This window comes from Psychrobacillus sp. 05T411, assembly GCF_056396485.1.
In genome coordinates this window covers 58,502-71,054 of sequence record NZ_JBFTLO010000011.1, presented here as the reverse complement: position 1 = coordinate 71,054, position 12,553 = coordinate 58,502, and the positions used below count along the sequence as shown (strand labels likewise).

Sequence of the window (12,553 nt, the reverse complement as noted above, 5' to 3'; positions counted from 1 at the left end):
AGCTCCTCAGCCACCACAGCTTTTTCCCATTTGCCTGTCGGGGCAAGGCGCTGGAACTAGACGAAAAAATGAAGACCCTTTAAGTAGGTCTTCACACTTTTCGTAATATTTTTTTTCGATCTTTTGCCAGTTTCAACAGTTCTTTTGAATGTTGTAAGGTTGTGCTTGTAATTTCGGCACCGGACATCATACGGCTAAGTTCCTCCGCACGCTTATCACCCACTATCTCTTCAAGTACTGTGTATGTTCGATTGCCGTTAACTTCTTTTTTAATCATTAAATGTTGGTCTGCCATTGCCGCGACTTGCGGTAAATGAGAAATACATAATACTTGCGAATTCGTTGCAATTCCAGCGATTTTTTCAGCGATTGCTTGGGCTACTCTTCCGCTTACTCCTGTATCGACTTCATCAAATATGATGGATGTAATACCTTGATGCTTGGAAAAAATACTCTTTAGAGCAAGCATCATTCGAGAAAGCTCACCACCTGAAGCAATTTTCGTTAATGCTTTTAGTGGTTCTCCTACATTGGTGGAAATATAAAAAGAAAGTTCGTCTAGCCCATTTTCATTATACACTTGTTTCATTGAATCATAAAACATGACTGAGAATGTAGCCTTTTCCATATAAAGCTCTTGCAATTGATCCATAATTGCTTTACTTAATTGTTTAGCTGCCACTTTTCGTTTATGTGTTAAATCGGTTGTTTCCAATTCTAAATCTTTTTCGATTTGATTTATTTTTTCAGCCGTTTTTTGGATTTGTTCATCTCTATTTACAAGTTGTCCAAGGCTACGGGCGATTTGTTCCTTATATTCCAAAATTTCTTCTATAGAAGTACCATATTTTCTTTTCAATGTTTGGATCAAAGCAAGTCGATCTTCTACAATCTGTAATTGGTTGCTATCATATTCCATTTCATCTAATTCATTTTTTAATTGGTATGCAGCATCTTGTAACATATAAAATGCAGTTGATACGTTCTCGCTTAAATCATGCATGTTTTTATCTACTTCTGCTATATCTTGTAAGTCAGCCATGGCCGTCCCGATGTAGTCTAACCCTTTAGATTCATCTAATATTGCTTGATATGCACTGCTCATTTTATCAAACATTTTATGGAAGTTTTGTAGCTTCTTTTTTTCTTCTTGTAGCTGTTCTTCTTCCCCGTTGACTAAACCCGCCTCTTCAATTTCGTCTACTTGAAATGTATATAAATCGATTTTATGAGCGATTTGTTGTTCATTTTCCGTTAAAGTTGCAAGCTCTTTTTTCCATTTTTTATATTGAGAAAAAAGTTCTTTATACGAATCTTTTACGAGTTTTAAATCTTCGCCAGCAAATTGGTCTAACAGATGGATATGCGCTTTGTCATCCATTAATTCTTGGCTTTCATGTTGACCATGAATATCGATTAACGATGCGCCAATCTCTCTTAAAATACCTATCGTGACAAGTTTTCCATTCACTCGACAAACACTTTTACCCGAATCATTAATATCTCTTCTTAAAATAATGGATTCTTCGTCTATGTCGATCCCAACATCCATCATCTTTTTAAACACAGCATGTTTAGGATTAGAAATGATAAATAATCCTTCGAGCTCTGCCTTTTTTGCTCCATGACGAATAAATTCTTGAGACCCTCTACCACCGCACAATAAATGAACGGCATCGATAATAATCGATTTACCTGCCCCTGTTTCCCCAGTTAATACGGTTAGTCCTTCTTCAAAACTAACCGTGAGTTCATCTATGATCGCAAAATTTTTAATGGTTATTTCCTTTAACAACAGTCCTCACCCCTTATTATCAATTGCGCCTCGGTGTAATTGCGTCCAGATTTTGAATTGCGCAAACGCAATTAACTTCTTTCAAAATCTGTGACATCCGCCGGAGGCTTAACTTGAATCTGCAGTGATTTTTGCAGATTCAAGTTAAAGCATTTCTAAGAGTCTGCTCTTGACGATTTCACTATCTGCTTCTTCTCGACATAAGATTAAACAAGTATCATCTCCGCAAATCGTTCCTAGTATTTCGGTCCAATCTAAATAATCGATAAGTGAACCGATTGCGTGTGCATTACCAGGTAAGGTTTTCATAACTAAGAAATGGCTTGCTCCATCGATACTTACAAATGCATCTGTTAATGCACGACGTAATTTTTGGGTTGGATTAAATCGTTGGTCTGCTGGGAGACTGTATTTATAGCTACCATTTGGTAAAGGAACTTTCACTAAATGTAATTCTTTTATATCTCTTGAAACAGTCGCCTGTGTCACGTTATATCCTGTATTTTTCAAAAAATCGACTAAATCGTCTTGTGTCTCTATTTCGTTATTGGCAATAATATCACGAATCCGTATATGCCTTTGTCCTTTATTCATCTAAGTCACCCCATTGTATATTTATACCCTTTATTTTATAGGGTAGCATTTCCACTTAAAAGTCACAAGAAAAAACGCGACTCTTTTGGAGAGTCGCGAATTATTTGAAGGAATTATGTGCAACACTGACGAGTTTTGTCAAATCTATATCATGAGGGATCACTTGTCCCTCGTTTACACTTTTCAGATGAAACAGAAACTCGATATTGCCTTCCCCACCAGTGATCGGCGAGTACGATGCATTTATCAATTGGAAATGCGTACTTTCCGCAAAATTAGCAATATCATTTAATACATCTATATGTACCGCTGGATCTCTTACAATACCTTTTTTCCCAACACGATCTTTTCCTGCTTCAAACTGTGGTTTTACTAATGCAATAACATCACCGTTTGGAACTAAAATAGTTTTTAATGTCGGAAAAATTAGTTTTAACGAAATAAATGATACATCGATCGACGCAAACGTTGGAAGACCTTCCGTAAAATCAGCAGGAGTCGAATACCTGAAATTCGTTTTCTCCATGACCGTCACACGTGGATMTTGACGAATTTTCCATGCTAATTGATTGCTTCCAACATCGAGCGCGTATGCATGCTTGACACCATTTTGTAATCCACAATCTGTAAATCCACCAGTAGAGGAACCGATATCTAACATAATTTTGTCTTGAACTGTAAGATCGAATTGTTCTAATGCTTTTTCTAGCTTTAGGCCACCTCTACTTACATATTTCAATACTTGACCTTTAACTGTTAGAACAGCATCGATTCCAATTTTTTCACCTGGTTTGTCAACTCGTTCTTCTTTGTTATATATAAGCCCTGCCATAATCGCACGTTTTGCTTTTTCTCTCGTTTCAAATAAACCTTGTTCCACTAATAATATATCTACACGCTCTTTCGGCACTTTTGTCATGATGAAATATACCTTGAACCTTCAGTTACGGAAGTACTCACTAACTTTACGATATCATCTGTCGTAATATGAATTTCCTCTAATAGTTGATTCACTTCACCATGTTCGATAAATACGTCTGGAATTCCAATTCGTTTTACATTCGCTTGTAACTGTTTTTCATTGAAAAACTCTAAAACTGCACTTCCGAAACCACCTTGAAGCGCGCTCTCTTCCACAGTAATGATCGGAATATTGCGTGCATGCAAGCTCTCTAACATTTCTTCATCTAGCGGCTTGATAAAACGGGCATTCACAACTTCGACTGAAATATTCGCTTCAGCCAATTGTTCGGCTGCATTCATCGCCATTGGAATCGTCGTACCAAACGTTAAAATGACTGCTTGAGTACCTTCCTTTAAAACTTCCCATGAACCAATAGGAATGGTTTTTAAGTTCTCATCCATCGGCACACCTAAACCGTTTCCTCTTGGGTAACGAATGGCAATTGGACCATCTGAATAATCAAATGCCGTATTCACCATATGTTGTCCTTCGTTTTCATCCTTTGGCATCATGATGACCATATTTGGCATATGGCGTAAAAAGGAAATATCGTATACTCCTTGGTGCGTTTCACCATCTGCTCCAACCAAACCAGAACGGTCAATACCAATTACTACATTCAAGTTTTGACGACAAATATCATGAAGCACTTGATCATATGCTCTTTGTAGAAACGTCGAGTAAATGACTAAAAATGGTTTCATCCCATCTGCTGCCATTCCAGCTGCCATCGTCGTTGCATGTTGTTCTGCAATCCCAACGTCAAACATTCGATCTGGGAACTCGGAAGCAAAACCTTCCAATTTGGATCCGACAGGCATAGCAGGTGTAATTGCAACGATACGTTTATCTGTACGCGCAAGTCTTCTTGCTGTTTCTGCGATTAAACCGCTCCAAGATGGTGCCTTCGAAGAAGATTTGATTAAATCGCCTGTTTCCATCTTATATGGACCAGTCCCGTGCCAAGTACCAATTTTATCTTGTTCAGCGGGTTTATATCCTTTTCCTTTTTTCGTAATAACATGAAGAAGAACAGGACCTTTCATTTTCTTGGCATTTTTTAAATTTTCTTCTAGCGCTTCGAAACTATGTCCATCAATCGGACCTAAATAAGTGAAGCCCATTTCTTCAAAAAACACGCCAGATACAAGTAAGTATTTTAAACTATCTTTTACCCGCTCTGCTGTTCCTGCAAGTTTCCCACCAACCGCAGGAATTTTTTTCAGTAAATATTCTAAATCATCTTTTGCTTTATTATAGGTACCATGTGTACGTAGCTTCCCTAATACATTATGCAAAGCTCCTACATTAGGGGCAATAGACATTTCGTTATCATTTAAAATCACGATCATATCTGTTTTTTCATGCCCAATATGATTAAGTGCTTCTAATGCCATACCGCCTGTTAGCGCTCCGTCTCCAATAATTGGGACGACATAATTCTTTTTATTTTGTAAATCTCGCGCTTTTGCCATTCCCATTGCAGCAGAAAGAGAGGTGGAGCTATGCCCTGCCTCCCACACATCATGTTCACTTTCGATTCTTTTTGGAAAGCCACAAAGCCCTTTAAATTGACGTAGCGTATCAAATTGATCTGCTCGTCCTGTTAAGATTTTATGCACATATGCTTGATGCCCAACATCCCAAAGAAATTTATCTTCTGGACTGTTGAACGATTTATGAAGTGCAATTGTCAATTCGACAACGCCTAGATTTGGTCCAATATGACCACCCGTTACAGATAATTTCTCTATTAAAAACGATCGAATATCTTCACTTAATTCCTTTAATTGTTCATTATCTAAACTTTTTAAAAAGGATGGGCTAGAAATTGAAGTTAAATCCATTGCCATCACACACCTTCTTTTTTGATTTCCTTCTTTACAACTAGTTAATATAATATCAATAAACGGCATTAAAACAAAATTATACGCTGTTAGTTCGATCTTTTTGTAATATAATCGGCAAATTCAACCAGAATACCTTTATGCATATTAACTTTTTCTAATGCGACAATTGCCGATTCATATTGCTTTTGCAACTGCACTTTTGCACCGTCTAGCGTTAAGATTGAAGGATACGTATTCTTTTCGCTTAAGACATCTTTTCCAGCAGTTTTTCCAAGCTGCTCTGAAGTGCCTTCGATATCTAAAATATCATCTTGAATTTGAAAAGCTAAACCTATATGGAAAGCATAAGTTTGTAAGGCTTTCATAATTTCTTCCGATGCGTTTGCTATGATCCCACCGGCTAAGATGCTAAAGGAAAGAAGTGCCCCTGTTTTATTTATATGAACTTGTTCTAGTTCATCAAGCGTTAACGATTTTCCCTCACCTAAAATATCTAGTACTTGTCCACCAACCATGCCTTCTGCTCCCGCGGCATAGCTTAGTCTTTCAATCAACTCTATTTTCTGTTCTGCTGTTAAATTGGGAAGTCTCGCTAGTATTCCAAATGCAAGTGTCAAAAGTCCATCTCCAGCTAAAATGGCCAGAGCTTCTCCAAAAACTACATGATTCGTTGGTTTTCCACGTCGAAGATCATCATCATCCATTGCTGGAAGATCGTCATGTATAAGGGAATACGTATGAATCATTTCAATCGTACTAGCTACTGTAGCCGCATCTTCACTTTTTATGTTCAGTTCTTCTAATACTGCAAGTGTATAAAGCGGTCTAATTCTTTTTCCACCTGCTTGGAGTGAATATTCCATCGCTTCTTTTAATTTTTCAGGGGCATGAATTTCCTGTATTAATGTAGATATCTTTTGTTCGATAATTGGCGCATTGGTTTGGATGAATGTTTGTAGTCCTTTACTCATTAACCGTACCAGCTTCCTCTGTTGTTTCCCCCATGAAAGAGACGAGTTGCTTTTCTGCACTTTGTAGTTTATCACTACAAAGTTTAGATAGCTCCATGCCTTTTTGATACAATTCGATTGCGTTTTCTAACGGTACATCCCCTTGTTCTAATTGACGAACAATATTTTCCAGTTGTAGCATCGCTTCATCAAATGGAATTTCTTTTTTAGTCATGAAAATTAGTCCCCTCTCTCATTCATATCTACTTCTTGAACAATTGCCTCAAATCGGCCATCTGATAAAGTAACAACGATTGAATCACCTTGCTCTACATCAGCCACTGTTTTTACTAATTTATCCTTCTTATAGGTAATGCTATATCCACGGTCCATAATCTTCAATGGATTCAACGCTTCTAAGGTACGTATGGACGCGATAAATTGCCCCCGATTTTTTTCCAATATGGATAATGACACTTGACTAAGTTGATTGGTGACTGTTTGTACTGATTTTTGATGTTGATCTATTACTTTCTGAGGTGAAAGTTGGATAAATCTATTTTGCAACTGTGTAAAATAACGATGCTTATCTTTATATAAACGACTTGTTTCTCTTTGAAGTTGTTGCTCTGCACGTACATATCTCTCTATAAAAGGACGATATAACTTTTCGGGAGTTGCAAGCACGGGAGATTCTATGGCTCGCTTAAATCTATTTTTCTCATCTGCTAATTTTTTGGTCACAAAGTGTAAACAGGCAGATTGATAAGATAAAATGTTTTTCATTAGATTCTCTTTACTAGGTACCGCCATCTCTGCAGCTGCTGTTGGCGTAGGAGCCCGTAAATCGGACACAAAATCCGCAATTGTCGTATCCGTTTCATGCCCAACTGCACTAATGATCGGTATGCAACTGTTTGCAATCGCTCTAGCTACTATTTCTTCATTGAACGCCCATAGGTCTTCAATAGATCCGCCGCCTCTTCCTACAATAAGCACGTCTATAGAATCCGTACTATTTGCAAGCTCAATCGATTTAACAATCGAAGGTGCCGCTTGGGGTCCTTGAACAATGCTTGGAAATACGACTACTTCACTAATTGGATATCTACGTTCTAAAGTAGTTAAGATGTCTCGAATAGCTGCTCCGGTTTTCGAAGTAACTACTCCAATTTTTTTCGGAAAAGTGGGAATTGCCCTTTTACGACTTGGATGAAATAATCCTTCATTCTCCAATTTCTTTTTTAATTGTTCAAAAGCGAGGAAAAGTTCTCCAATTCCATCCGGCTGCATACTGGAAGCATAAAGCTGATATTGCCCAGCCGCTTCAAAAACATTAATATCGCCACGAATAAGCACATTCATGCCACTTTCAGGCGTGAATTTGAGCGTTCTTGCATTCATCGCGAACATGACAGAAGTAACTCTCGCAGCATCGTCTTTCAATGTAAAATAAATATGCCCACTTGAGTGGACTTTTACATTGGAAAGCTCTCCTTTTACGTAAACATCACGTAAATGTGTATCCGCATCAAATTTTCTTTTTATGTATTTAGTTAATGCCTTAACAGTTAAGTATGTATATGATGTCACGAAAACAACTCCTCAGACTCTGGGCAATGTAAAAGCTGTCTTTCTGTAGAAAAACAGCTTTTTTCCCTATTAGTTGTTCAATGTATTTTCAGCTGCTAAACATGTATTTTCCATTAGCATCGCTATCGTCATTGGGCCCACTCCACCAGGTACCGGCGTAATTTTAGAGGCTACTTGCTCAGCAGATGCAAAATCAACGTCGCCGCAAAGCTTATTGTTTTCATCGCGATTAATACCAACGTCGATCACAACAGCTCCTTCTTTAACGAAGCTTGCATCAATCATTTTCGCACGGCCTGTAGCTACTACTAAAATATCCGCCTGTTTTGTAAATGTATGTAAGTCTTTTGTTTTAGAATGGCAGTACGTCACAGTTGCATCTTTTTGTAATAGCAGTTGTCCCATTGGTTTTCCAACGATATTACTTCTCCCAATGATTACAGCATGTTTTCCCGCTATTTCCACATCACTATATTCAAGTAATTTCATAATTCCGAACGGAGTACAAGAAAGGAAGGTTGCCTGTCCAATCATCATTTTACCTACACTTTCAGGATGAAAACCGTCCACATCTTTCAGCGGAGAAATTGCTGCAATTACTCGATCTTCATCAATTTGTTTTGGTAAAGGTAATTGCACTAAAATACCGTGGATTTTTGGGTCATTATTTAATGTTTCTACATGCGTTAGAAGCGCTTGTTCTGAAATATCCGCTTCTAATTCGATCATGACAGAATACATACCTAGTCTTTCACATGTTTTCGTTTTGTTGTTCACGTAGGTTTGTGAAGCTGGATTATTTCCAACTAAAACAACTGCTAAACCAGGAGTGACGCCTTGCGCTTTTAAACGCTCGACACGTTCCTTTACTTTTTCTGTTACTTGACTTGCGATTTGTTTGCCATCAATTATATGATTTGTCACTTTTGATGTTCCTCCATTGTAAGTAAATTATTGCTCTGTATATTTTGATAATACTCCATTTACGAAACGGCTTGATTTTTCGTCACCGAATAATTTGCAAATTTCTAATGCTTCGTTAATCACCACTTTTGCTGGCGTTTCTTCCGTAAATAATAATTCATATACAGCTATACGAAGAACTGTTCGTTCTATTTTAGGTAATCTAGGTAGTGACCAGTTCTCTAATTTGTCAATTAAAGAAGCGTCGATTTGTTCTTTATGTTGAAGTGTACCGGTTACTAATTGTGTTAGAAACGGGTCTTGTTTCTCCGTAACATGCCCAATGGCCTCTTCTATGGAAATTTCGTGATTGTCTAACTGAAATAGTGATTGCAATGCTAACTCTCTTGCTTGTCTTCGTTTCATGAATAAGTTCTCCTTTAAATGTAGCTATCTAAAGAACAATAATAGCATATTTCCCTCCGAAATGCGTAAGAGAAGAAAGAAAAAATGAAAAGAGCCACCTTAGAGGATGGCTCTAAACAATTATTCTGCTGTTTCAAATTGCACACCAGTAATATGAACATTCACTTCTTTTGGTGTAAGGCTTGTCATATTCTCGATTGCTTGGCGAATTTGAGACTGTACTTCTCTTGCAACAGTAGGAACAGAAGCGCCGTATTTAACTAAACAATAGACGTCAATAAACAATCCGTCGCTTGTGATTTCTGTTTTAATCCCTTTTCCATGGACTTTTTTACCTAACCGTTCCACTACACCCGCAGCAAAATTACCACGTGTTCCAGCGATACCTTCTACTTCATTTGTTGCAATACCCGCAATTACCGTAATTACTTCAGGAGCAATTTCAATTGTGCCTAAGTTGTCTTTTCCTTCAGGAGTCATTTGAACAAATTTTTGTTCGGTATTTTCTGTCATTTGGTACACTCCTTTTATGAATTCATCACATCGTATTTCTCTAAAAACTTCGTATCAAAATCTCCAGATACAAATACTTCATGATCCATGAGTTTTTCATGAAAAGCAATTGTTGTTTCTACACCTTCTATAGCAAATTCGGAAAGAGCACGTTTCATTTTCGCTATTGCTTCTTCTCGTGTTTCCCCATAAGTGATTAGTTTTGCCACCATGGAATCGTAAAATGGTGGGATGTTATAACCTGGGTAAACCGCCGAGTCAACACGCACCCCTAGACCACCAGGCGGCAAGTAAAATTCTACTAGTCCTGGAGAAGGCATAAAGTTTTTCGAAGGATTTTCTGCATTGATACGGCATTCAATTGCCCATCCATTCAGTTTTATATCTTCTTGTTTGAACGGTAATTTTTCACCTGACGCCACGTGTAGCATTTGTTTGATCAAATCTATGCCTGTAATCATTTCCGTTACCGGATGTTCTACTTGGATACGAGTATTCATTTCCATGAAGTAGAATTTTTGATGGATATGATCAAATATAAATTCTACGGTACCCGCACTTTCATAACCAACTGCTAGCGCTGCTTTTACAGCAGCTTCTCCCATTTCTGCGCGAAGTGCTTCTGATAATGCAGGAGATGGTGCTTCTTCAACCAGTTTTTGCATACGTCGTTGAATAGAACAATCACGTTCACCAAGATGAACTGCGTTGCCATGGCCGTCCGCAAGTACTTGAATTTCTACATGGCGAAATACTTCGATGTATTTTTCTAAGTAAACGCCCGGGTTACCAAATGCTGCGGCCGCTTCTTTTTGCGTAATTTTAATACCATTAATAAGATCTGCCTCATCTTTAGCAACTCGAATTCCTTTACCGCCACCGCCAGCAGTTGCTTTAATAATAACGGGGAACCCGATTTCTCTTGCTACATTTAGAGCATCTTCTTCAGTTTCCACAATTCCTTTTGAACCTGGAACTGTTGGAACACCAGCTTTTTGCATGGTCTCTTTTGCAACATCTTTAATCCCCATACTTCTGATTGCCTGGGATGTCGGTCCGATAAATTTAATATCGCATTCTTCACATAGCTCAGCGAATTCTGCATTCTCTGCTAAAAATCCGTAACCAGGGTGAATTCCTTCACAACCAGTAAGCTTCGCGACGCTTATAATATTAGAAAAGTTTAAATACGAATCTTTAGATAATCTTGGTCCGATGCAATAAGCTTCATCTGCAATTTGGACATGTAGGGCTTCCCGATCTGCCTCGGAATATACCGCTACCGTTTCAATCCCTAACTCTTTACACGCACGTATGATACGAACGGCGATTTCACCACGATTGGCGATTAATACTTTTTTCATTCTTACTACCCCTTTCCTCGTCTCTTGTTTTCTTAATTTCCTTTTACGAGGAACAATGGTTGACCGTATTCAACTAATTGTCCGTCTTTCACAAGAATCTCTACGATTTCACCATCTACTTCTGCTTCAATTTCGTTGAATAGTTTCATCGCCTCTACGATACAAACGATTGAATCAGCATTTATTTTACTGCCAACTTCTACATATGCTTCCGCATCCGGAGAAGAAGATTGATAGAAAGTACCTACCATTGGTGAAGTAACTTTATGTAGTGAGCTGTCTACTGTTACCGGCTTCGCTTCTGCTACAACCACTTCTTCTTTTACTTCACTTACAAGCTCTGGCTTTACTTCAACCATTTTTGGTTGTTCTACTACTGAAGAGCTTTCGAAAGTTTGTCCACCTGTCGTTACAATTCCTTTTTCATTCTTTTTCAATTTAATTTTCGTGCCATCTGATTCATATAAAAATTCGTCTAATGAAGATTGATCAATTAATTTAATAATTTCTCTAATTTCTTGGATTTTCATGTGACTTGTCTCCCTTTTATATACATTATTAATACTTACTCTTCCCATTTTAGACGTTTTTACGATAATTTGAAATAGCTAGGTAGGAAATCTTCACGAAAGAATGAAAAAAAGCGCCCGCTAAAGGCACTTTTTTCTTATAATCCGTTAAATTTTACTTCTACATTATAGGCTTGTGGCCATTCTCTTTTGACTGCATAAACTATATCCGAAGCTTTTTTAGTAGATTGTTCGTTTGCCACAACATCTATTAATACGTCATTGTCTTCTTCGATGCGAACAAGCGCATCGTCATATCCTAGTGATTTGATGATCAGTTCCAACATCGCTTCTGTGGAATCTATTTTCACTAGTTCTTCAATCTTGTTAAACGCTTCATCTTTTTGTTCTGCAGTAAACTCATTGGAACCGACCTTTGTTGTTAAAGTCTCACGAAGTTGACTACGTTTTTCTAGTACTTCCATTCTCATCTCTTCGAATTCATTACTGTGAGAAGCAAATGCTTCTTCATTCGTAGAGGATGTTTCGACTAATTCCACATCCTCTAATGTGTCATTGGAAAATAGGGCGATTCCATCAAAAGGGGATGGGCGATCCGATAAGTAGAAAACCGTCACTACCGCTACTAAACTGATTAAAGTTAAAAACCAAACTGATCTCTTTTTTATATTCATATTATTTATCCTCCATTTCCATTTCTTGTATCACGATTCGATGTGGAGCTATTTGCAAAACAGATGAAAGGGTCTTGATCAAATTATTTTGTACGCGTTTATCCCTCGCTCCTTCCGCTACTACTAGTATTCCAATCAGTTCTTCTTTGTTCTCCTTACCGTCACTTGTCCATTGGAAAAATGATACATCGCTTCCCGTGGACTTTTCAGTGCCCTCTTTGTAATGAAAATACACTTCCACTCGGCCAACCCCACTGATTTTTTCCAATATGTAGCCTAAATCTTCTGTTGTTTTGGGAGCTAGATTTGTATCGGTAGCATTACTTCCATCATTTGAAAGAAACATTTCTGAAAAAAGTAGACTGATGATGAGAACAGCAATACTTATGACAACAAA

At 37.8% G+C, this 12,553-nt stretch carries 14 protein-coding genes; all 14 read right to left on the bottom strand.

From position 1 onward, the window contains the following. Nucleotides 1-91 precede the first annotated feature (91 nt). A complete protein-coding gene (gene recN / locus AC1DFT_RS11170; RefSeq protein WP_477919270.1) occupies nucleotides 92-1,795 on the bottom strand; it encodes a DNA repair protein RecN in 1,704 nt (567 codons plus the stop codon). Nucleotides 1,796-1,939: 144 nt separating this feature from the next. After that, nucleotides 1,940-2,389 (bottom strand): transcriptional regulator AhrC/ArgR, encoded by a 450-nt coding sequence (ahrC, locus tag AC1DFT_RS11165; RefSeq protein WP_142538503.1) that lies wholly within the window; start codon nucleotides 2,387-2,389, stop codon nucleotides 1,940-1,942. A gap of 100 nt (nucleotides 2,390-2,489) precedes the next feature. Beyond that, on the bottom strand, nucleotides 2,490-3,308 hold the full coding sequence (locus AC1DFT_RS11160; RefSeq protein ID WP_477919269.1) for a TlyA family RNA methyltransferase: 819 nt from the start codon (nucleotides 3,306-3,308) through the stop codon (nucleotides 2,490-2,492). Then, entirely contained in the window at nucleotides 3,305-5,200 is a 1,896-nt protein-coding gene (gene dxs / locus AC1DFT_RS11155; RefSeq protein ID WP_477919347.1) for a 1-deoxy-D-xylulose-5-phosphate synthase, read from the bottom strand. The genes AC1DFT_RS11160 and dxs overlap by 4 nt, the downstream gene beginning before the upstream one ends. A gap of 89 nt (nucleotides 5,201-5,289) precedes the next feature. Continuing rightward, nucleotides 5,290-6,174, bottom strand: coding sequence for a polyprenyl synthetase family protein (locus tag AC1DFT_RS11150; RefSeq protein ID WP_477919268.1), 885 nt, complete (start codon nucleotides 6,172-6,174; stop codon nucleotides 5,290-5,292). After that, the gene (gene xseB / locus AC1DFT_RS11145) at nucleotides 6,167-6,388 is read right to left on the bottom strand and encodes an exodeoxyribonuclease VII small subunit (protein ID WP_477919267.1); all 222 of its coding nucleotides are present in this window, start codon (nucleotides 6,386-6,388) and stop codon (nucleotides 6,167-6,169) included. The genes AC1DFT_RS11150 and xseB overlap by 8 nt, the downstream gene beginning before the upstream one ends. Nucleotides 6,389-6,393: 5 nt before the next feature. Next, on the bottom strand, nucleotides 6,394-7,746 hold the full coding sequence (gene xseA, locus AC1DFT_RS11140; protein ID WP_477919266.1) for an exodeoxyribonuclease VII large subunit: 1,353 nt from the start codon (nucleotides 7,744-7,746) through the stop codon (nucleotides 6,394-6,396). Nucleotides 7,747-7,815: 69 nt separating this feature from the next. After that, on the bottom strand, nucleotides 7,816-8,670 hold the full coding sequence (gene folD / locus AC1DFT_RS11135; protein WP_477919265.1) for a bifunctional methylenetetrahydrofolate dehydrogenase/methenyltetrahydrofolate cyclohydrolase FolD: 855 nt from the start codon (nucleotides 8,668-8,670) through the stop codon (nucleotides 7,816-7,818). A gap of 27 nt (nucleotides 8,671-8,697) precedes the next feature. Then, on the bottom strand, nucleotides 8,698-9,075 hold the full coding sequence (gene nusB / locus AC1DFT_RS11130) for a transcription antitermination factor NusB (protein WP_477919264.1): 378 nt from the start codon (nucleotides 9,073-9,075) through the stop codon (nucleotides 8,698-8,700). Between the two features lie 120 nt (nucleotides 9,076-9,195). Beyond that, complete coding sequence (locus tag AC1DFT_RS11125; RefSeq protein WP_477919263.1) at nucleotides 9,196-9,588, bottom strand: Asp23/Gls24 family envelope stress response protein; 393 nt, start codon at nucleotides 9,586-9,588, stop codon at nucleotides 9,196-9,198. A 14-nt stretch (nucleotides 9,589-9,602) separates the two neighbouring features. Beyond that, nucleotides 9,603-10,952, bottom strand: a complete 1,350-nt coding sequence (gene accC, locus AC1DFT_RS11120) for an acetyl-CoA carboxylase biotin carboxylase subunit (RefSeq protein ID WP_477919262.1) — start codon at nucleotides 10,950-10,952, stop codon at nucleotides 9,603-9,605. Nucleotides 10,953-10,984: 32 nt separating this feature from the next. Continuing rightward, nucleotides 10,985-11,482 carry an acetyl-CoA carboxylase biotin carboxyl carrier protein gene (accB, locus tag AC1DFT_RS11115; protein WP_477919261.1) on the bottom strand — a complete coding sequence of 166 codons (498 nt, stop codon included), beginning with the start codon at nucleotides 11,480-11,482 and terminating at the stop codon, nucleotides 10,985-10,987. 137 nt (nucleotides 11,483-11,619) lie between these two features. Further along, the gene (locus AC1DFT_RS11110) at nucleotides 11,620-12,156 is read right to left on the bottom strand and encodes a SpoIIIAH-like family protein (RefSeq protein ID WP_477919260.1); all 537 of its coding nucleotides are present in this window, start codon (nucleotides 12,154-12,156) and stop codon (nucleotides 11,620-11,622) included. Between the two features lies 1 nt (nucleotide 12,157). After that, nucleotides 12,158-12,397 carry a hypothetical protein gene (locus AC1DFT_RS11105; protein ID WP_477919259.1) on the bottom strand — a complete coding sequence of 80 codons (240 nt, stop codon included), beginning with the start codon at nucleotides 12,395-12,397 and terminating at the stop codon, nucleotides 12,158-12,160. Nucleotides 12,398-12,553: the final 156 nt, after the last annotated feature.